At 72.7% G+C, this 20,683-nt stretch carries 18 protein-coding genes and 1 pseudogene; 9 read left to right on the top strand and 10 right to left on the bottom strand.

Annotated elements, in window-relative coordinates; genetic code table 11:
• Positions 1-264: 264 nt before the first annotated feature.
• Entirely contained in the window at positions 265-2,832 is a 2,568-nt protein-coding gene (locus AB2U05_RS08180; RefSeq protein WP_369182891.1) for an FHA domain-containing protein, read from the bottom strand.
• A 211-nt stretch (positions 2,833-3,043) separates the two neighbouring features.
• Between AB2U05_RS08180 and serB the strand changes: the two genes are divergently transcribed.
• Positions 3,044-4,291 (top strand): phosphoserine phosphatase SerB, encoded by a 1,248-nt coding sequence (gene serB / locus AB2U05_RS08185; protein WP_369182892.1) that lies wholly within the window; start codon positions 3,044-3,046, stop codon positions 4,289-4,291.
• Between the two features lie 108 nt (positions 4,292-4,399).
• Here serB and AB2U05_RS08190 read toward each other — a convergent pair whose 3' ends face one another.
• The 3 genes from AB2U05_RS08190 to AB2U05_RS08200 form a co-directional block, all read right to left on the bottom strand.
• The gene (locus AB2U05_RS08190; protein WP_045699452.1) at positions 4,400-4,927 is read right to left on the bottom strand and encodes a histidine phosphatase family protein; all 528 of its coding nucleotides are present in this window, start codon (positions 4,925-4,927) and stop codon (positions 4,400-4,402) included.
• Between the two features lie 123 nt (positions 4,928-5,050).
• Complete coding sequence (locus AB2U05_RS08195; RefSeq protein WP_279616841.1) at positions 5,051-5,173, bottom strand: SGM_5486 family transporter-associated protein; 123 nt, start codon at positions 5,171-5,173, stop codon at positions 5,051-5,053.
• A gap of 112 nt (positions 5,174-5,285) precedes the next feature.
• On the bottom strand, positions 5,286-6,602 hold the full coding sequence (locus AB2U05_RS08200) for a CynX/NimT family MFS transporter (RefSeq protein ID WP_369182893.1): 1,317 nt from the start codon (positions 6,600-6,602) through the stop codon (positions 5,286-5,288).
• Between the two features lie 145 nt (positions 6,603-6,747).
• On the opposite strand from AB2U05_RS08200, the gene AB2U05_RS08205 reads away from it, so the two are divergent.
• On the top strand, positions 6,748-7,416 hold the full coding sequence (locus AB2U05_RS08205; RefSeq protein WP_045699450.1) for a FadR/GntR family transcriptional regulator: 669 nt from the start codon (positions 6,748-6,750) through the stop codon (positions 7,414-7,416).
• Positions 7,417-7,519: 103 nt separating this feature from the next.
• Here the strand turns inward: AB2U05_RS08205 and fabI are convergent, their stop codons facing one another.
• Positions 7,520-8,287, bottom strand: coding sequence for an enoyl-ACP reductase FabI (gene fabI / locus AB2U05_RS08210; protein ID WP_045708878.1), 768 nt, complete (start codon positions 8,285-8,287; stop codon positions 7,520-7,522).
• Positions 8,288-8,289: 2 nt separating this feature from the next.
• A pseudogene (gene fabG, locus AB2U05_RS08215) lies at positions 8,290-9,008 on the bottom strand (3-oxoacyl-[acyl-carrier-protein] reductase).
• 317 nt (positions 9,009-9,325) lie between these two features.
• Here fabG and AB2U05_RS08220 point away from each other — a divergent pair.
• From AB2U05_RS08220 to AB2U05_RS08245, 6 genes are all read left to right on the top strand, one after another.
• A complete protein-coding gene (locus AB2U05_RS08220) occupies positions 9,326-10,471 on the top strand; it encodes an MBL fold metallo-hydrolase (protein ID WP_369182894.1) in 1,146 nt (381 codons plus the stop codon).
• A gap of 128 nt (positions 10,472-10,599) precedes the next feature.
• Complete coding sequence (locus tag AB2U05_RS08225) at positions 10,600-12,144, top strand: TldD/PmbA family protein (RefSeq protein ID WP_045699443.1); 1,545 nt, start codon at positions 10,600-10,602, stop codon at positions 12,142-12,144.
• Positions 12,144-13,550, top strand: coding sequence for a metallopeptidase TldD-related protein (locus tag AB2U05_RS08230; RefSeq protein ID WP_045699441.1), 1,407 nt, complete (start codon positions 12,144-12,146; stop codon positions 13,548-13,550). Before AB2U05_RS08225 ends, AB2U05_RS08230 begins: the two co-directional genes overlap by 1 nt.
• A 29-nt stretch (positions 13,551-13,579) precedes the next feature.
• Positions 13,580-14,131, top strand: a complete 552-nt coding sequence (locus tag AB2U05_RS08235; RefSeq protein ID WP_045699439.1) for an RNA 2'-phosphotransferase — start codon at positions 13,580-13,582, stop codon at positions 14,129-14,131.
• Between the two features lie 123 nt (positions 14,132-14,254).
• Positions 14,255-14,641: a DUF3099 domain-containing protein gene (locus AB2U05_RS08240; protein ID WP_045699437.1), complete on the top strand. Its 387-nt coding sequence runs from the start codon at positions 14,255-14,257 to the stop codon at positions 14,639-14,641.
• A 266-nt stretch (positions 14,642-14,907) separates the two neighbouring features.
• Positions 14,908-15,123 carry a hypothetical protein gene (locus AB2U05_RS08245; protein WP_045699436.1) on the top strand — a complete coding sequence of 72 codons (216 nt, stop codon included), beginning with the start codon at positions 14,908-14,910 and terminating at the stop codon, positions 15,121-15,123.
• Positions 15,124-15,169: 46 nt separating this feature from the next.
• On the opposite strand, the gene moaA is transcribed toward AB2U05_RS08245, so the two are convergent.
• The 4 genes from moaA to AB2U05_RS08265 all read right to left on the bottom strand — a co-directional run bounded on the left by moaA (position 15,170) and on the right by AB2U05_RS08265 (position 19,527).
• Positions 15,170-16,159 carry a GTP 3',8-cyclase MoaA gene (moaA, locus tag AB2U05_RS08250; protein ID WP_369182895.1) on the bottom strand — a complete coding sequence of 330 codons (990 nt, stop codon included), beginning with the start codon at positions 16,157-16,159 and terminating at the stop codon, positions 15,170-15,172.
• Between the two features lie 80 nt (positions 16,160-16,239).
• Entirely contained in the window at positions 16,240-17,850 is a 1,611-nt protein-coding gene (locus tag AB2U05_RS08255; RefSeq protein ID WP_045699433.1) for a cation acetate symporter, read from the bottom strand.
• Complete coding sequence (locus AB2U05_RS08260) at positions 17,847-18,203, bottom strand: DUF485 domain-containing protein (protein WP_045699431.1); 357 nt, start codon at positions 18,201-18,203, stop codon at positions 17,847-17,849. The genes AB2U05_RS08255 and AB2U05_RS08260 overlap by 4 nt, the downstream gene beginning before the upstream one ends.
• Positions 18,204-18,483: 280 nt before the next feature.
• Positions 18,484-19,527: a zinc-dependent alcohol dehydrogenase family protein gene (locus AB2U05_RS08265; protein WP_045699429.1), complete on the bottom strand. Its 1,044-nt coding sequence runs from the start codon at positions 19,525-19,527 to the stop codon at positions 18,484-18,486.
• 156 nt (positions 19,528-19,683) lie between these two features.
• On the opposite strand from AB2U05_RS08265, the gene AB2U05_RS08270 reads away from it, so the two are divergent.
• Positions 19,684-20,679 carry a DEDDh family exonuclease gene (locus AB2U05_RS08270; RefSeq protein WP_369182896.1) on the top strand — a complete coding sequence of 332 codons (996 nt, stop codon included), beginning with the start codon at positions 19,684-19,686 and terminating at the stop codon, positions 20,677-20,679.
• Positions 20,680-20,683: the final 4 nt, after the last annotated feature.

Here is a 20,683-nt window from a genome sequence, read left to right on the forward strand (position 1 = left end):
CGCGAGCAGGGCGCGGCTGACGGCGGCGATCCCGGCGAGCGGGTCGCAGGCGGGCAGCGGGTCGTCCTCGGGGCCGGGGCCGCCGGTGGTGCTGGGCATACGGCCAAACTACCGCCGCCGCGGGGGCGGTCGCGTCCGTCCGGGGCCGCCCCGGGTGCGGGTCCACAGGCCTAGGACCTGCGGCCCAGGAGGCCCGCGAACGCCGGAAGGCGGCCCTCTCCACGGTGGGGAGGACCGCCTTCCGGCGAAGCGACGAACCGGGCGTCAGCCCTTCTGCATGACCTCGGGCTCGTGCCGGCGCTGGAGCCGGGTGACGATCACGCCGATGACGACCGAGATGGCGATCAGCGCGGCCGCGTCGATCGACCACTGGGCGACGCTCTGGTGCCACAGCGGGTCGTACTTGGGGTGCTCGAAGTCCTTGTTCCAGGGGCCCATCAGCTTGGAGAGGTCGAGCGTGGTGGCGACGATGCCGGTGCCCCAGCGGGCGGGCATCAGCCAGGCGGCCTGCTCCAGGCCGGGCTTGCTGAAGATCTGGAACAGGCAGCCGGTGAAGACGACCTGGACGATGGCGAACATGACCAGCAGCGGCATGGTCTTCTCGGAGGTCTTGACCAGGGCCGAGATCATCAGGCCGAACATCATCGCGGTGAAGCTGAGCAGGATCATGCCGATGGTCATCTCGATGATCGGCAGGTTCTTGACCAGCAGGCCGTGCTGGGGCAGCTTGCGCGGCAGGAAGCCGACGGCGGAGATGATGGCGCCCTGGATCACGCTGAACACGCCCAGCACGATGATCTTGGACATCATGTACGCCGAGCGGGAGAGCCCGGTGGCTCGTTCTCGCTCGTAGATCGCCCGTTCCTTGATGAGTTCTCGGACGGAGTTGGCCGCGCCGGAGAAGCAGGCGCCGATGGCCATGATCATGATGATCGTCGCGGCGCCGCTGTTGAGGTGCAGCTGGGTCTTCGGGTTCGCCGCCAGGCCGGCCTCGTTGGGGACGAGCACGCTGACCGCGCCGATGACGGCGGGTAGCAGCACCGACAGCGCGAGGAAGCCGCGGTCGGAGGCGAGGACGGACATGTAGCGGCGCATCAGCGTCCACAGCTGGGAGCCCCAGCTCTGCGGCTTCGGCGGTTTGACGGCCTCCTGGGCGACCTGGGCGTGCTGCACCTCGCCGGCCTCGACGGTCGGCGCGGAGTACTGCTGGTAGTGCACCGAACCGCGGTAGCGGCCGGCCCAGTCGTGGTCCGGGTAGTTCTCGAAGGCCTGGAAGACGTCCGCCCAGGTCTCGTAGCCGAAGAAGTGCAGGGCCTCGTCCGGCGGGCCGAAGTAGGCCACCGAGCCGCCCGGCGCCATCACCAGCAGCCGGTCGCAGAGCGCGAGTTCGGCCACCGAGTGGGTGACGACCAGGATGGTGCGGCCGTCGTCGGCGAGGCCGCGCAGCATCTGCATGACCTCGCGGTCCATGCCCGGGTCGAGGCCCGAGGTGGGCTCGTCCAGGAAGATCAGCGAGGGCTTGGTGAGCAGCTCCAGGGCGACCGAGACGCGCTTCTGCTGGCCGCCGGAGAGCGCGGTGATCTTGTTGTCGGCGCGCTTGTCGAGGCGCAGCTCGTACAGCACCTCGTCGATCCGGGCGTCGCGCTCCTTCGCCTCGGTGTCGCCGGGGAAGCGCAGCCGGGCCGCGTACTTGAGGCCCTTCCGGACGGTCAGTTCGCGGTGCAGGATCTCGGACTGCGGCACCAGGCCGATCCGGGAGCGGAGCTCGGCGAACTGCTTGTAGAGGTTGCGGCCGTCGTACAGCACCTCGCCGCGGTCGGCCGGGCGGTAGCCGGTGAGGGCGCGCAGCAGGGTCGACTTGCCGGAGCCGGAGGGGCCGATGACGGCGACCAGGGACTTCTCCGGGAGGCCGAAGCTGACGTCGTTGAGCAGGACCTTCTTGCCGCCCTTGTGCTCGACCTCGACGGTCAGGTGGCGGGCGGAGAAGGAGACGGCGCCGTTGTCGACGAACTCCTGCAGCTGGTCGCCGACCAGCTGGAAGCCGGAGTGGCCGACGGTCAGCCGGTCCTGCGGGCCCATCAGCTGACGCTGGACCCGCTGGCCGTTGAGGTAGATGCCGTTGTGGCTGCCGAGGTCGACGATCTCGTAGCGGCCGTCCGGGAGTTGGCGCAGCTCGGCGTGGTGGCGGGAGACCTGGAGGTCGGACACCACGATGTCGTTGTCGAGCGCGCGGCCGATCCGGACGGTCCGCATCGCGGCGGTCAGGTTGCGGATGACGGTCGGCTGCGGGCCGCCGCCACCGCGCTGCGGCGCGGACGGGAAGCCGTCCTGCGCGAAGGGGTCCGGGGTGAAGCCGGGCTGCGGCTGCCCCGGGTACCCCTGCTGGTGCGGGAACGCACCGGGCTGCGGCTGCGGCTGGTACGGCTGCTGGGGGGCCTGCGGCGCCCAGTTCTGCTGGACCGGCGGCTGCGCGTCCGGCACCGGCCCGCGGCTGGTGACGGCCTCGTGCACGGGGGTCGCCTGCGGGGCGGTGGCGGCCACGGGGGCGGAGAAGGCGAGCCGGGGGCCGTTCTCCGGGTTGCCCAGGTTGACCAGCGCACCGGGGTACAGCTGGGCCTGCATGGTGCGGGCGCCGGCCACGTACGTGCCGTTGGTGCTGCCGTGGTCGTCCAGCTGCCAACCGCTGCCGTTGAAGCTCATGGTCCCGTGGTGCCAAGAGACCCTGGCGTCGTCGAACGGGAAGTCCGACTGCGGGTTGCGCCCGATGGTGTAGGACCGCCCGGGCTCCAGAGTCCGCTGCTGTCCGTTGATCTCGATGACGAGTTGCGGCACTTCTTGCCTGCCCCGCTCTCTCGGTTCCCCCGATTTGTGGCCCCCGCCGGGGGTGCACTGTCCTGAAACTGACGGAGGAATCATTCCAGCCCGCCGACCTCGGGTGAAAGTCACCCCGGGTGACTGTGACCAGGCTGCTACCGAGGTGCCGGTCCGCGACGTGGGACGGGTGCCCGGGGGCCGCCGGCCGGCGGGTAGCGTGGGAGACACCATGAACGCATCGCCCCTGGCCGCTGAGCCCCTCCCCGCCGCCCAGCCCCGGACCTCGGACGAGCGCACCCTGCTCGTCAAGGTGTTCGGCAAGGACCGCCCCGGCATCACCGCCGGCCTCTTCGCGACGCTGGCCGGTTTCGGCGTCGACGTCATCGACATCGAGCAGGTCGTGACCCGTGGCCGCATCACGCTGTGCGCCCTGGTCACCCCGCCGTCCGCGCCGGGAGCCGAGGGCGGCCTGCGGGCCACCGTGCACCGCTGGGCGGAGGAGCAGAAGCTGCAGGCCGAGATCCTCTCCGGCATCGGCGACAACCGGCCGCGCCGCGAGGGCCGTTCGCACGTGACGGTGCTCGGCCACCCGCTGACCGCGGCCGCGGTCTCCGCGCTGACCTCGCGGATCACCGCGGCGGGCGGCAACATCGACCGCGTCTTCCGGCTCGCCAAGTACCCGGTGACGGCGGTCGAGCTGGCCGTCTCGGGCGTGGCCCCCGAGGAGCTGCGGGCGGAGCTGGCCCAGGAGGCGGCCACCCAGCGGGTGGACGTCGCGGTGGTGGCGGCCGGCCTGGAGCGCCGGGCCAAGCGCCTGGTGGTGATGGACGTGGACTCCACGCTGATCCAGGACGAGGTGATCGAGCTGTTCGCCGCCCACGCGGGCTGCGAGCAGGAGGTCGCCGAGGTGACGGCGGCGGCGATGCGCGGCGAGCTGGACTTCGCCGAGTCGCTGCGGGCCCGGGTGGCGCTGCTGGCGGGGCTGGACGCCTCGGTGACGGAGAAGGTGCGCACGGAGGTCCGGTTCACGCCGGGGGCGCGCACCCTGATCCGTACGCTGCAGCGCCTGGGCTTCCAGGTGGCGATCGTGTCCGGCGGGTTCACCCAGGTCACCGACCACCTGGTGGCGGAGCTGGGGCTGGACTTCGCGGCCGCCAACACCCTGGAGGTCGAGGACGGGAAGTTCACCGGCCGGGTGGTCGGCGAGGTCGTGGACCGGGCCGGCAAGGCCCGCTGGCTGGCCCGGTTCGCCGAGCAGGCGAAGGTGCCGCTGGAGCAGACGGTGGCGATCGGCGACGGCGCCAACGACCTGGACATGCTGAACGCGGCCGGGCTCGGGGTGGCGTTCAACGCCAAGCCGGTGGTGCGGGAGGCGGCCCACACCGCGGTGAACGTGCCGTTCCTGGACACCGTGCTGTACCTGCTGGGCATCACCCGCGAAGAGGTCGAGGCGGCCGACTGCGCGCCGATCGAGTAGCGGCGCCGGACGTACGTGAGGGGCGCGCGGATCGGATCCGCGCGCCCCTCACGTATGGCCCGAGGATCCCCCCGTACGGCCCGAGGACCCTCCCGTACGGCCCGGGGGTCAGTCCTGCGGCGTGTGGTACGAGACCAGCTCGGCCACGCCCGGCTCGACGCCCTTCCAGGAGCCGCTGAAGCTGAGCACCGCGATCGCCGCGGTCGGGAAGCCGCCGAGCCGCAGCCGCTCCAGCGCGTCGCGGTCGCCCTCGTCCCCGGCCAGCACCTGGGTCAGCCCGAGCACGCCGGGGTTGTGGCCGACCAGCACCACGTCGGCGTACTCCTCCGGGACCTCCTGCAGGACGGCGATGATCTCGCCCGGGCTGGCCTCGTAGATGCGGTCCTCGTACACCGTCCTGCGGGCCCGCTTGGGCAGCTCGTGCGCCGCCAGCTTCCACGTCTCCCGGGTGCGCAGGGCGGTGGAGCAGAGCACGAAGTCGGGGTTGATGCCGGAATCGGCCATCCAGCGGCCGGCGTCCGGGGCCTGGTGGCGGCCCCGGTCGGCCAGCGGCCGCTCGTGGTCGTCCACGCCGTTCGGCCAGTCGGCCTTGGCGTGGCGGAGAACGATGATCCTGCGGGGCGTTTCGGCGCTCATACCCAGCAAGCTTGGCAGAAAAGCCGCCGGGCGGCGCGATGCTCCCGGATGCCGCCACCCGCGGGGGCGACGGGTGCCATCATGCGCCGTTCACCGGCGTGTCATCCGGACGGTGGCGGCCGGTCAGCCCATCGCGTCGGCGACGGAGGCGACGATCGCCACCAGCACCACGATGGCGGCGAAGACGAGGGCGATCCGGCCGAGCTGCTTGCGGCCGTCGGTGGGGTTCGGGTCGAGAACGGGCATGTCCGGGATTCTCCCATCCCGAACACGCCCGCCCGTCGTCGGCCCACGTCCCTTGGCCAGCCCTTGACCGTCAGCCCTTGACCGTCAGGCCCTGACCGTCAGGCCCTGACCGTCAGGCGTTGGCCCGAGTGACGGGGAGCACCGCCTCGTCCTCGATGTGCCGGGCCCGCGCGGCCCGCAGGCCGAACAGCATCTGCGGCACCAGCAGCAGCGCCAGGAAGCCGAGCGGCCAGTACCACTCGCCGGTGACCTGGTAGATCCGGCCGATCAGGATCGGGCCCGGGATCGAGATCAGGTAGCCGACGCCCTGGGCGAAGACGGACAGCTGCGCCACCCCGCCGGCCGTCCGGGCGCGCAGCCCGATCATGGTCAGCACCAGCGGGAACGCGCAGTTGGACAGGCCCACCAGGACGCACCACAGCCAGGGCACCCCGGCCGGGGCGAGCGCCAGGCCGGCGTAGCCGGCGACGCCGCAGGAGGCCAGCACCACCACGAACAGCCGCTGGTCGCCGCGCCGGGCGGCCAGGTTGGGCAGCACGAAGGACACCGGCACGCCGATGACCATGGTGACCGCGAGCAGCGCCCCGGAGGTGCCCTTGTCGATGCCGGCGTCCTGGAAGATCTTCGGCAGGAAGCCCATCACCACGTACGCGCCGGTGGCCTGCAGGCCGAAGAAGCAGGCCAGCGCCCAGGCCGTCCGGCTGCGGGTGATCGGCAGCCTGGTGTGGGCGGCGCCGCCGGGGGCCCGCTCGCCGCGCTCGCGCCGGACGACCAGGACCACCAGCCACAGCACCAGGGCGAGCGCGCCCAGGCCGGCCCAGGCGCCGAGGCCGTAGCGCCAGTCGCCCCCGAGCGCGTTGGTCAGCGGCACGCTGACCAACGCGGCCAGGGCGGTGCCGGCGGACAGCGCCATGGAGTACAGGCCGATCATCGGACCGACCCGGTCCGGGAAGTACCGCTTGATCACCACCGGCAGCAGCACGTTGGAGACCGCCACCCCGGCCAGCGCGAGTGCGGTGAGCAGCAGGAACACCGCGGTGCCGCCGGCGAAGGAGCGGGCCACCACGCCCGCCGTGATCGCGGCCATGCCGGCCGTGATCACCGCGATCGGGCCGATCCGGCGGGCCGCCGCGGGGGCGAGGAAGCCGAACAGCGCGAAGCACAGCGAGGGCACGGCGGCGAGCAGCCCGGCGAGCGTCGGGTTCATCCCGAGGTCGGCGCGGACCTGGTCGAGCAGCGGCCCGAGGCTGGTGACCACGGGGCGCAGGTTGAACGCCGCGGCGGCGATCGCGACGGCGAACAGCCAGACGCCGTACTTGGCGGCGGAGGAGGCAGGAGCGGAGGAGGCGGGAGCGGAGGAAGCGGGCCGCTCGGTCTGCGGCCGGGCCCCGGCCCGTGCGGAAGCGGTGGTGTCTGCTGCGGGAGGCATGTGGGCCATCATAGAATGATGGGATGAATTGACGCACCTTTGAATTGGCATGATGGGCGGACCGCCCGTCCGCCGCCATCCCCCGGCCATCCACCGGACACCATCCACCCGGCCCCACCCGAGCCGTAGCCGCAAGGAGACTTCCGTGGCGCTGTCCTCGCCGAGGCGCACCCCGCTGTCCGACCAGGTGATCGCCCAGCTGCGCGCCCAGATCACCTCCGGGGAGTGGCCGGTGGGCTCGCGCATCCCCACCGAGGCGGCCCTGGTCGAACAGCTCGGGGTGGCCCGCAACACCGTCCGCGAGGCCGTCCGCGCCCTCGCCCACAACGGGCTGCTGGACATCCGGCAGGGCTCCGGCACGTACGTCCTCGCCACCAGCGAGCTGGCCGGGGTGATGCACCGCCGCTTCTCCGACGCCGACCCGGCCCAGGTCGCCGAGCTGCGGGCGACGCTGGAGACCGCGGCGGCCGGCCTGGCCGCCGAGCGCCGCAGCGAGCGCGACCTCGTCGTGCTGGACGCCGCGCTCGCCCGCCGCGAGAACGCCTGGCAGTCGGGGGACGCCGAGTCCTTCGTCCAGGCCGACGCCGCCTTCCACCAGGCCGTCGTCGCCGCCGCGCACAACGACGTGCTGCTCGCCGTCTACTCCGACCTCGGCGAGGTCACCCGGGAGCACCTGCGCCAGGACGTCGGCCCCGAGCTGATCGCCGAACGCTACGTCGGCCACGACACCATCCTGGAGGCCATCCGGGCCGGTGACGGCCGGCGCGCCTCGGTGGAGGCCGGCCGCGCCATCGGCGCCTGCGCGGACGCCTGACGGAGCCCGCGCCCGGCCGACGCCCGCCGGACGCGCGAACGCCGCTGCCCGGCACCCCCTGCGATCAGGGGTGCCGGGCAGCGGCGTACGGGCGGGGCGGGTGTCAGGCGCCGATGGCGTGCAGACCGCCGTCCACGTGGACGATCTCGCCGGTGGTCTTCGGGAACCAGTCCGACAGCAGCGCGACGATGCCGCGGCCGGCCGGCTCCGGGTCGCTCAGGTCCCACTTCAGCGGGGAGCGGTGGTTCCAGGTGTCGGCCAGCTCGGTGAAGCCCGGGATGGACTTCGCGGCCATCGAGCCGATCGGGCCCGCCGAGACCAGGTTGCAGCGGATGTTCCGCTCGCCCAGGTAGCGCGCCAGGTACCGGTTGGTCGACTCCAGCGCGGCCTTGGCCGGGCCCATCCAGTCGTACTGCGGCCAGGCGAACTGCGCGTCGAAGGTCAGGCCGACGACCGAGCCGCCGTCCTGCATCAGCGGCAGCAGCGCCGTGGTCAGCGACTTCAGCGAGTACGCCGAGACGTGCATCGCGGTGGCCACGGACTCCCACGGGGTGTCCAGGAAGTTGCCGCCGAGCGCGTCCTGCGGGGCGAAGCCGATCGAGTGGACGATGCCGTCCAGGGTCGGCAGGACCTCGCGGACCTGGTCGGCCAGGCCGGCCAGGTGCTCCGGGTTGGAGACGTCCAGCTCCAGCACCTTGACCGGCTTCGGCAGCTTGCGGGCGACCCGCTCGGTCAGGCTCGGGCGCGGCCACGCGGTGAGGATGATCTCCGCGCCCTGCTCCTGGGCGAGCCGGGCGGTGTGGAAGGCGATGGACGACTCCATCAGCACACCGGTGATGAGGATGCGCTTGCCCTCGAGGATTCCACTCATGATCAGTGACCCATGCCCAATCCGCCGTCCACGGGAATGACGGCTCCGGTGATGTACGCGGCCTCGTCCGAGCTGAGGAACCGCACGGTCGAGGCGACCTCGGCGGGCGCCGCGTAGCGGCCCAGGGCACGCCGGCGACGATCTCCGCGCGGCGCTCGTCACTGAGCACGGCGGTCATGTCGGTGTCCACGAAGCCGGGGGCGACCACGTTGACGGTGATGTTGCGCGGGCCGAGCTCGCGGGCCAGCGAGCGGGCGAAGCCCACCAGGCCGGCCTTCGACGCGGCGTAGTTCGCCTGGCCCGCCGAGCCGGACAGGCCCACCACGGACGAGATCAGGACCACGCGGCCCTTCTTGGCCCGCATCATCAGCTTGGAGGCGCGCTTCACCACCCGGAACGCCCCGGTCAGGTTGGTGTCCAGGACGGACGTGAAGTCCTCCTCGGACATGCGCAGCAGCAGGGTGTCGTTGGTGATGCCCGCGTTGGCGACCAGCACCTGGACCGCGCCGTGCTTCGCCTCGATCTCGGTGAAGGCGGCGTCGACCTGGGAGGCGTCCGTGATGTCGCAGCGCACCGCGAGGACGTCGTACTTGGCCAGCGCCTCGGGCACCTCGCCCGAGCGGCTGGTGATGGCGACCTTGTCGCCCGCCTCGGCGAAGGCCTGGGCGATCGCGAGGCCGATGCCCCGGTTTCCTCCGGTGACGAGAACCGAGCGGCTCAACGATCCACCTCTCTCCCCTGGGTCTGCGCGTACGTCGGAATGCGTACGCAGTCTGTGACGCTATCGGGCGCCCGGCGACGGCGGCGCATCGGGCTCCGACAGCGCAGCACCGGAGGAACTGTCGCAATCCGACAATCCCGGCCACCGCGGCCGACTCCGCAGGTCGGCGCCCCGAAGGGTTGCGCGGACGCCCCTTTCCGGCCACTCTGCCGGGAACAACACGGACGGGCGCACCCGTTGCCCCCGTGGTGCGGACCGACCCGGGACCGACCGCACCGCCCCCGAAGGCGTCCCGGCGAGCAACGAAGGCAGCGCCCATGACCAAGGCCCGGCCCGGGAGCACCCACCGACCCGCACGACTGCTGGCCCTGACCGCCCTGGCGGCAGGCCTCGGCGCGGCCGCCTGGTCGCTGCGCGACCTGCCGGCGGCGTTCGGGCGGCGGCCGGACGCCGAGCGCGAGGAGCGCGTGCGCGACTCGCCGCAGTACCGCGACGGCGCCTTCCACAACGCCCCCTCGACGCTCGCCCGCGCCTCCGAGGCCCCCGGCTTCGACGCCGGCACCGCCCGCCGGATGCTGTTCGAGCGCGGCGGCCGGGTCCCCGCCCACCCGGTGCCGACCGTCCGCCCCGCCTCGACCGCCGGCCCGGCCCCCGAGGGCGTGCGGATCACCTGGTACGGGCACGCCTCCGCGCTGGTCGAGCTGGAGGGCTTCCGCGTCCTGCTCGACCCGATCTGGAGCGACCGCTGCTCCCCCGCCGCGCACGTCGGCCCCAAGCGGCTGCACCCGGTGCCGGTGGAGCTGGAGGAGCTGCCGCCGGTCGACGCCGTGCTGATCTCGCACGACCACTACGACCACCTCGACATGCCCACCGTCAAGCGCCTGGTGCACACCCAGTCCGCGCCGTTCGCGGTGCCGCTCGGCATCGGCGGCCACCTGCGCCGCTGGGGCGTCCCCGAGCACCGCATCATCGAGCTGGACTGGGACGAGACCTGCACCCTGGGCGACCTGGTGCTCACCCTCACCTCGGCGCACCACTTCTCCGGCCGCGGCCTGACCCGCAACACCACCCTGTGGGGCTCCTGGGTGATCGCCGGCCCGAACCGCCGGGTCTTCTACACCGGCGACTCCGGCTACTTCGAGGGCTACGCCCGGATCGGCGAGCAGCACGGCCCCTTCGACGCCGCGCTGGTGCAGATCGGCGCCTACGACGCGGCCTGGGCGGACATCCACATGACCCCCGAGGACGCCGTGCTCGCCCACCGCGACCTGCGCGGCGGCCTGCTCGTCCCGGTGCACTGGTGCACCTTCAACCTCGGCCTGCACCCGTGGGCCGAGCCGGTCGAACGGCTGCTCGCCGAGGCCAAGACCCAGGCCGTCCCGCTGGCCGTCCCGCGCCCCGGCGAGCGGGTCGACGTGGACAACCCGCCCGAGCTGGACGGCTGGTGGGAAACGGTCAGCTGACGAGGCCCGAACCCCACGGGCCGGCCGGCCGAAATGTGCTGGCCGAATACCCGGTGGACGGGAAATGATGCGGTGCGGGCACCCCTGTGCGGTGCCCGCACCGCCACCCCCGCGACCTGGGAGCCCGATTGCCTCCGACGACTCCTGCGGCCGACCGCGCCGTCGACCCGCTGTTCCTCGCCCTCCCGCTGCGCGCCCTCGCCGACGCCGCCCTCACCCGGGCCCGCGAACTCGGCGCCGCGCACGCCGACTTCCGGCTGGAGCGGGTCCGCAGCGCCTCCTGGCGGCTGCGCGACGCCCGCCCCGCCGGCACCTCCGACAGCCTGCAGCTCGGCTTCGCCGTCCGGGTGCTGCTGGACGGCGCCTGGGGCTTCGCCGCCGGCGTGGACCTCACCCCGGGGGCCGCGGCCAGGGTCGCCGAGCAGGCCGTCGCGGTGGCACGCCTGTCCGGCGGGATCAGCCGGGCGGCCGGCGCCACCGAGCGGGTCGAGCTGGCCGACGAGCCGGTCCACCGGGACGTCACCTGGGTCTCCGCGTACGAGGTGAACCCCTTCGAGGTGCCCGACGCCGAGAAGACGGCGCTGCTCGCCGAGTGGAGCTCCCGACTGCTGGCCGCGGAGGGCGTCTCGCACGTCCAGGCGAGCCTGCTGACCGTCCAGGAGAACAAGTTCTACGCGGACACCGCCGGCACCGTCACCACCCAGCAGCGCATCCGGCTGCACCCGGAGCTGGAGGCCACCTCCGTCGACGAGCGCACCGGCGCCTTCGACACCATGCGCACGCTGGCCCCGCCGGCCGGCCGCGGCTTCGAGTACCTGACCGGTACCGGCTGGGACTGGGACGCCGAACTCGCCGAGCTGCCCGGCCTGTTGGCCGAGAAGATGAAGGCCCCGAGCGTCCAGGCCGGCCGCTACGACCTGGTCATCGACCCGTCCAACCTCTGGCTGACCATCCACGAGTCGATCGGCCACGCCACCGAGCTGGACCGCGCGCTCGGCTACGAGGCCGCCTACGCCGGCACCTCCTTCGCCACCTTCGACCAGCTCGGCTCGCTCAAGTACGGCTCCGAGCTGATGCACGTCACCGGCGACCGCACCGCCGAGCACGGCCTGTCCACCATCGGCTACGACGACGAGGGCGTCGCCACCCAGTCCTGGGACCTGGTGAAGGACGGCATCCTGGTCGGCTACCAACTCGACCGTGGCATGGCCAAGTTGAAGGGCTTCGAGCGCTCCAACGGCTGCGCCTTCGCGGACTCCCCGGCGCACGTGCCGGTGCAGCGGATGGCCAACGTCTCGCTCCGGCCCGCCGCAGACGGCCCCGACACCACCGGGCTGATCTCCCAGGTGGAGAACGGCCTGTACATCGTCGGCGACCGCTCCTGGTCGATCGACATGCAGCGCTACAACTTCCAGTTCACCGGCCAGCGCGCCTACGCCATCAGGAACGGCGAACTCGCCGGCCAGGTCAAGGACTTCGCCTACCAGGCCACCACCACCGACTTCTGGGGCTCGATGGCCGCGGTCGGCGGCCCGCAGACCTACGTCCTCGGCGGCGCCTTCAACTGCGGCAAGGCCCAGCCCGGCCAGGTCGCCGCGGTCAGCCACGGCTGCCCGTCCGCGCTGTTCCGCAACGTCAACGTGCTCAACACCCAGCAGGAGGCGGGTCACTGATGACCGACCTGACCGCGAACCGGCCGCACGAACTCGTCGAGCTGGCGCTCGGCCTCTCCCGCGCCGACGGCTGCGTGGTGATCGCCGACGAGGAGTCCACCGCCAACCTGCGCTGGGCCGGCAACGCCCTGACCACCAACGGCGTCACCCGGGGCCGGCGCCTCACCGTGATCGCCACCGTGGACGGCGCCGAGGGCACCGCCTCCGGCGTGGTCTCCCGCGAGGCCGTCACCGCCGAGGACGTCGAGGCCCTGGTGCGCGCCGCCGAGGACGCCGCCCGCGCGGCCGGCCCGGCCGAGGACGCCCAGCCGCTGGCCGCCGACCGGCCGTCTTCCCCGGACTTCACCGAGCCCCCGGCGGAGACCTCGATCGAGGTGTTCGACGCCTTCGGCCCGGCCCTCGGCGAGGCCTTCGCCCGCGCCGCCGCCCAGGGCGAGCTGCTGTACGGCTTCGCCCGGCACGAGATCACCAGCAGCTACCTGGGCAGCTCGACCGGCCTGCGGCTGCGCCACGACCAGCCCACCGGCATGGTCGAGATCAACGCCAAGACGGCCGACCTGTCCGGCTCGGCCTGGGCCGGCGCCGCCACCCGCGACTTCACCGACGTCGACGTCGCGGCCCTGCACGCCGAGCTGACCAAGCGCCTCGGCTGGGGCGCCCGCAAGGTCGACCTGCCGGCCGGCCGCTACGAGACGCTGCTGCCGCCCTCGGCCGTCGCCGACCTGATGGTCTACCTCCACTGGTCCTCCGGCGGCCGGGACGCCCACGAGGGCCGCACCGTCTTCGCCAAGCCCGGCGGCGGCACCCGGATCGGCGACAAGCTCAGCGCCCTGCCGCTGACCCTGCGCTCCGACCCGCGCGAGGAGGGCCTGGAGGCCGCGCCGTTCGTGCTCGCGCACTCCACCGGCGGGGACGTCTCGGTCTTCGACAACGGCCTGCCGATCGAGGGCACCGAGTGGATCCGCGAGGGCGTGCTCAACGACCTGGTCACCAACCGCCACGCGGCCGGCCTCACCGGCCTGCCGCTGCGCCCGCCCGTCGACAACCTGGTGCTGGAGACGGCCGACCAGGCGGCGGCGCCGACGCTGGACGAGATGATCGCCCGCACCGAGCGCGGCCTGCTGCTCACCTGCCTCTGGTACATCCGCGAGGTGGACCCGGCGACGCTGCTGCTCACCGGCCTCACCCGGGACGGCGTCTACCTGGTCGAGAACGGCGAAGTGGTCGGCGCCGTCAACAACTTCCGGTTCAACGAGTCCCCGGTCGACCTGCTGAACCGGATCACCGAGGTGGGCCGCACCGAGCGCTGCCTGCCCCGCGAGTGGAGCGACTACTTCACCCGCACCGCGATGCCACCCGTGCGTGTCGCGGACTTCAACATGAGTTCGGTCAGCCAGGCCTCATAGCCACTGGCCAACGGGGGGATACGAGAGACATGACGGACGAGAAGCGCGTGGTCAAGGTCAGCAAGATGCTGTCCCGCATCCTGCGGCACGAGCCCGAGCGGGTCGGCATCGAGCTGGACGAGGCCGGCTGGGTCCGGGTCGACGTGCTGCTCACCGCCCTGGCGGCCAAGGGCAACCGGCTGACCAGGGCCGAGCTGGACCACGTCGTGGCGACCAACAACAAGCGCCGCTTCGGCTACTCCGCGGACGGTCTCTCGATCCGCGCCAACCAGGGCCACACGGTGGCGGTCGACCTCGGTCTGGCCGCCGCCGTGCCGCCCCCGGTGCTGTACCACGGCACCGCCGACCGCCACCTGGCGTCGATCTTCCACGAGGGCCTGCGCCCGATGGCCCGCCAGGACGTCCACCTGTCGGCGGACACCGAGACGGCCACCCGGGTCGGCGCCCGGCACGGCCGCCCGGTGGTGCTGACCGTCAACGCGGCCGCGATGACGGCGAACGGCCACGAGTTCCGGCTCAGCGATAACGGCGTCTGGCTCACCGACGCCGTCCCCCCGCAGTACCTCTCCCGGCGCTCGTAGGGCCCCCGCACACCCGACCGGGTGGGCGCCGCCCACCCGGTCTCGTCGCCGCACCGCCCCCGGCGTACCGTGAGGAAGTCGTGCGGCGAGGCGCGCGGACGCGTGGACGAGGGCGGTTGAGACATGAGCAAGAACGGTGGCGAGGTCTACCGGATCACCGGGGCGCGCAGCAGCCTCAGCGAGGACGTCCGGGGGCGGCAGCGCCGCTACGTCGTCTCGATGCTGCTCCGCACGGTCTGCGTCCTGCTCGCCGTGGTGCTGTGGGACGTCCAGCGCTGGCTGGCCTTCGGGGCGCTGGCGGGCGCCGTGCTGCTGCCGTACTTCGCGGTGCTGGTCGCCAACGCGGGCCGGGAGCGGGCCCCGGGTCTGCCGAGCACCTTCGACATCCCGGCCGACACCCCGCTGATGCTCGGCCCCGGCGGTACCGGTGGGGCGGGTGGGACGCCTGCGACGGCCGGTACGGGCGGGGCTCAGGGGGCGACCACCGATTCTTCACAGGACGTGAGCTGACTGCCCGTTTTGCACGGTTCTCTCCCGGTTTGAACCGCCGAAAGCTCAGAATAACCTCAGATTAATCATGCAGGACCTCCCCATCCGAGGCCCTCGGCGTGACATACTGCGTACGCGCTCCGCATCCCCCGTCGGAGCGACGGACCGACGCCGGGCGGCTCCCCCCGTGGCTGCCCGGCGTCGCCATGCCCGCAGCCTGACGGGCCGGGGGCGCGTGACAGACTGGCGGTGACGACGCACCCGCCAAGCACCGAGGACGGCCCCCGATGGACACCCCGATCTGCTCCGCCAAGGGCTGCCGGGCGGACGCCCGGTGGGTGCTGGTGTGGAACAACCCCGCGCTGCACACCCCGGACCGCCGCAAGACCTGGCTCGCCTGCGACGAGCACCGTGAGCACCTGTCGCAGTTCCTCGGCGTGCGCGGCTTCCTCAAGGAGACCGTCGCCTTCGCCGACTGGACGCCGGAACCGTCCGGGAGCTGAGCGCGGACGAACCGGATGAGCCGGACGAGCGGACGAACGGGGCGAACTAGCCGCCGATCGCCGACATCGGCCGGTCGGGCTGGTGGAACTCCGGGTCGTCGATCCCGGCGCCGGCCTTCTTGCCCCACATCGCTGCGCGCCACAGCGCGGCCAGTTCGGCGTCGTCCGCCCCCGAGCGCAGCGCCGTCCGCAGGTCGGTCTCCCCGGTCGCGAACAGGCAGTTGCGCACCTGCCCGTCCGCGGTGAGCCTGGTCCGGTCGCAGGCCCGGCAGAACGGGCGGGTGACGGAGGCGATCACGCCCACCCCGCCCGGGCCGCCGTCCACCAGCCAGCGCTCGGCGGGCGCCGCGCCGCGGCTGGCCGAGGGCTCCGGGGTGAGCGCGAAGCGGGCGCGGAGCAGGTCCAGGATCTCCCCGGCGGTGACCATCGAGGAGCGGTCCCAGCCGTGCTGGGCGTCCAGCGGCATCTGCTCGATGAAGCGCAGCTCGTAGCCGTGCTCCAGGCACCAGGCCAGCAGGTCGGCCGCCTCGTGGTCGTTGACCCCGCGCATCAGCACCGCGTTCAGCTTGACCGGCGCCAGCTCGGCCGCCTCGGCCGCGGCGAGCCCGTCCAGTACGTCCTGGTGGCGCCGGCGGCGGGTGAGGGTGTGGAAGACGTCCGGGTCGAGGGTGTCCAGCGACACGTTGACCCGGTCGAGCCCGGCCGCGCGCAGCGCCGCGGCCGTCCGGGCCAGGCCTATGCCGTTGGTGGTGAGCGACAGCTCGGGGCGCGGCTCCAGCCGCGCGCAGGCCTCGACGATGCCGACCAGACCGGGCCGCAGCAGCGGCTCGCCGCCGGTGAAGCGCACCTCCCGCACGCCCAGCTCGCGCACCGCGAGGGAGACCAGCCGGACGATCTCCTCGTCGGTCAGCAGCTCGGGCTTGGCCAGCCACTGCAGGCCCTCCTCCGGCATGCAGTAGGTGCACCGCAGGTTGCACCGGTCGGTCAGGGAGACCCGAAGATCGACGGCCTGCCGACCGAACGTGTCCAGCAGCACGTAGACCCCTTCCCGAGAAATGCGACCGGCCCGGCCACCGTCGACGGCGGGGCCGGGCCAGCATAGTCATCGCGGAACGATCAGTGGGCGCCCAGTCCGGTCAGCGAGCGGACCTCCAGTTCAGCGTACTTCGCCGGGTCGGGCTGCTGGCGGGACAGCAGGGTGCCGATCCACCCGGCGAGGAAGCCGACCGGGATGGAGACCAGGCCGGGGTTCTCCAGCGGGAACCAGTGGAAGTCGCTGTCCGGGAAGAGCGAGGTCTTGGCGCCGGAGACGACCGGGGAGAAGACCACCAGCACCACCGAGGTGATCAGGCCGGCGTAGACCGAGCTGACCGCGCCGGCGGTGGTGAACCGCTTCCAGAACAGCGAGTAGAGCAGGGTCGGCAGGTTGGCCGAGGCGGCCACCGCGAAGGCCAGGGCGACCAGCGCGGCGGCGTTGAGCTTGTCGGCGTAGAGGCTGAGCACGATGGCGACGGCGCCGATCACCACGGCGGCCCACTTCGCCGAGCGCACCTCCTCCTTCTCGGTGGCCCGCCCGCGCCGGATCACGTTGGCGTAGATGTCGTGCGCGAAGGAGGCCGAGGAGGCCAGGGTGAGCCCGGCGACCACGGCGAGGATGGTGGCGAAGGCGACGGCCGAGATCACCGCGAGCATGATCGCGCCGCCGGTCGTCCCGGCGCCGCCGCCGAGCACCTCGGCGAGCTGCGGGGCCGCGGTGTTGCCGGAGGCGCTGGCGGCCTTGATCTCCTTGGAGCCGACCAGCGCCGCCGCGCCGAAGCCGAGCGCCAGGGTCATCAGGTAGAAGACGCCGATGATGCCGATCGCCCAGAGCACCGACTTCCGGGCCGCCTTGGCGGTGGGGACGGTGTAGAAGCGGACCAGGATGTGCGGCAGGCCGGCGGTGCCGAGCACCAGCGCGATGCCGAGGCTGATGAAGTCGAGCTTGGAGGTGTTGGTGGCCCCGTACTTCAGTCCGGGTTCCAGGAAGGCCTCGCCCTTGCCGCTCGCGGAGGCGGCCGCGCCGAGCAGCTCCGAGGGGTTGAAGTGGTACTTGGCGAGCACCAGGACGGTCATCAGCCCGGCGCCGGCGATCAGCAGCACGGCCTTGACGATCTGCACCCAGGTGGTGCCCTTCATGCCCCCTATCACCACGTAGACGACCATCAGCGCGCCGACCGCGACGACCGTCCAGCGCCTGGCGGCGTCTCCGCTGACCCCGAGCAGCAGGGTGACCAGCGTCCCGGCGCCGACCATCTGGGCGAGCAGGTAGAAGATCGACACCACGATGGTGGAGACGCCCGCCGCGGTGCGCACCGGGCGCTGGCGCATCCGGAAGGCCAGCACGTCCGCCATGGTGAAGCGGCCGGAGTTGCGCAGCGGCTCGGCGATCAGCAGCAGCGCGACCAGCCAGGCGACCAGGAAGCCGATCGAGTAGAGGAAGCCGTCGTAGCCGGACAGCGCGATGGCCCCGGCGATGCCGAGGAAGGACGCGGCGGACATGTAGTCGCCCGAGATGGCCAGGCCGTTCTGGAAGCCGGTGAAGCCGCGGCCGCCGGCGTAGAAGTCGGCGGCGCTGCGGTTCTGCCGCCCGGCCCAGACGGTGATGACCAGGGTGGCCAGGACGAAGACCCCGAACAGGGCCATGGTCAGGCCGCGGTGCTCCGTGGCGGAGCTGGCGAGCTCGGTCATTCGGCGGACTCCCGGGGGGCGTGGACGACGGCTCCGTGCGCCTCGCGGATCGCGGTGGCGGTCGGGTCGATCCGCCGGTCCGCGTAGCGGGCGTACCAGGCGGCGATGGCGAAGGTGGTGGCGAACTGCAGCAGCCCGAGCACCAGGGCCACGTTGACGTGCCCGACGACCTTGGCGCCCATCAGCCCGGGGGCGTAGCAGGAGAGCAGGACGTACAGCAGGTACCAGAGCACGAATCCGATGGTGACGGGGAAGGCGAAGCTCCGGAACGAGCGCCGCAGTGTGCGGAACTCCTCGCTCCTGTCGATGAGTTGGACGTCCGTGGGGGTCGTGGTGATCGGCGGCGAATCCACTCTTACTCCTCACCTCTTCGGCGTAGCGGTCACACGTGGGGAACGATCGAACGTGAGGGGCGTCACATTTCTCGTGCGCGCCGCGCAATGCTAGGAGCGTCGTGCCCAACCCGGAAGGGGTTGATCGCGATCGGCCAGTCGTTCACCCCCTCGCACCATCCAATTGGCCGAAAACCGCCACGACCTCCACAAGCGGAAGGGCCACACGCCGAAGGGGCGGCACCGCCCAGCGGTGCCGCCCCTTCGGGTCTTTGACGAATCGTCAGCCATCGACCTCCGGTCAGAAGGCGATCCGGACCTTCAGCGCCGAGCGGTCGTCCATCGCCCGGTAGCCGTCCGGGACGCCGTCCAGGTCCACGGTCCGGTCGAAGACCAGGCCCGGCTCGATGGCGCCCGAGAGGACGTCCGGCAGCAGCTCGGGGATGTACGCGCGGGCCGGCGCGACGCCACCGTTCAGCGAAACGTTCCGCCCGAACATCTGGCCGATATCCACCCCGGCGCTGCCACCGTGCGGCACCCCGACGTAGCCGACCGCGCCGCCGTCCCGGGCGATCGAGATCGCCGTGCGCATCGACTCCTCGGTGCCGACCGCCTCCAGCACCGCGTGCGCGCCCTGCCCGCCGGTCAGCTCCTTCACCGCCTCGACCGCGGCCTCGCCGCGCTCGGCCACCACGTCCGTCGCCCCGAAGCGCCGGGCCAGCTCGGTCCGGGCCGGGTGCCGGCCCAGCGCGATGATCCGGCCCGCGCCCAGCCGCCGCGCCGCCAGCACCCCGCACAGGCCCACCGCTCCGTCGCCGACCACCGCGACCGTGGCGCCCTCGCGCACCCCGGCCGAGACCGCCGCGTGGTGCCCGGTGGCCATCACGTCGGACAGCGCCAGCAGCCCGGGCAGCAGCTTCGCGTCGCCCGCCGCCTCCTTCGGCAGCTTCACCAGCGTGCCGTCCGCGAACGGCACCCGGACCGCCTCGCCCTGCCCGCCGTCCGAGCCGACCTGCCCCCAGAACCCGCCGTGCGGGCAGGAGGTGTGCAGGCCCTCGCGACAGAACTCGCACGTCCCGTCCGACCAGACGAACGGCGCGACCACCAGGTCGCCCTTCGCGAAGCCGCGCACCTCGGCGCCGACCTCCTCGACCGTCCCCAGGAACTCGTGGCCGATCCGCTGCCCGGCCACCCGCTGCGCCACCCCGCGGTACGCCCACAGGTCGCTGCCGCAGATGCAGGCGTTCAGCACCCGGACCACCACGTCGGTCGGATGCTGGATCACCGGGTCCGGGACCTCTTCGATCCGGATGTCGTTGGGGCCGTGGATCACGGTGGCGCGCATGGAATCTCGTCCTCACGGGAGCTGAGCAGAAACGGACCGGCTGCCGGAAAGCAGTCGGAACAGCAGTCCGAATTCCCCCGTCGACCACTCTATTCCCGGCGCTCGGCCCGAACACTTCGACCGGGCCCGCCGCCCCGCCCCTTATCCTGTTGGACCATGCAACCGATCCAGCCCGAGACGTACGGCGCGCCGCGGACCGCCCCGGTCCCCGCCCAGCGCTCCGCCGCCCCCGCCGAGGGCTTCGCGGTGGTCGACGTCGAGACCACCGGTCTCGGCCGCTCGGACCGCGTCATCTCCGCGGGCGTCTACCAGCTGGACCACGACGGCGAGGTCATCGACCACTGGTACACCCTGGTCAACCCCGAGCGGGACCCGGGCCCGGTCTGGATCCACGGCCTCACCGCCGAGCTGCTCGCCACCGCCCCGACCTTCCCGCAGGTCGCCGACGAGTTCGCCGAGCGGCTGCGCGGCCGCGTCCTGGTCGCCCACAACGCGCTCTTCGACTGGAACATGATCTCCCGCGAGTTCTCCCGGGCCGGCCTGCGCGCCCCGGTCGAGCAGCGGCTGTGCACCATGGTCCTCTCCCGCGACCTGCGCCTGCCGCTGCCCAACGGCAAGCTCTCCTCGCTCGCCGCCCACTTCGGCGTCCAGCAGCGCCACGCCCACAACGCCCTGGACGACGCCCGGGTGCTCGCCGAGGCCTTCCGCCCCAGCCTGCACCTGGCCCGCTCGGGCGGCGTCCCGCTGCCGCTGCAGAACTGCGTCGCGGTCACCGACCTCGGCGAGGACGAGCCCGCCGCCCCCGGCCGCGCCTCCTGGACCGGGTCCCAGTACCGCCAGTCCAAGAAGCGCCCGCCGTGCCCGTACCCCAACCCGGGCCGCTGGGAGGACGGCAAGCCGCTCGTCCAGGGCATGCGGGTGGCCTTCACCGGCGACACCGCCACCGACCGCGAACTGCTGGAGGACCGCGCCGTCGAGGCCGGCCTGCACATCGCCACCTCGGTGAGCCGGCTCACCAGCCTGCTGGTCACCAACGAGCCGAACAGCTGGAGCGGCAAGGCCCGCAAGGCCCGCGAGCTGAGCACCCCGGTGGTCGGCGAGGACGCCTTCCTGCAGCTGCTGCGCGAGGTCGCCCCGCACCCCGGTGCGTGAGCCG

The sequence above is a fragment of the Streptomyces sp. Y1 genome, from assembly GCF_041053115.1.
Classification (GTDB): domain Bacteria; phylum Actinomycetota; class Actinomycetes; order Streptomycetales; family Streptomycetaceae; genus Kitasatospora; species Kitasatospora rubellomurina.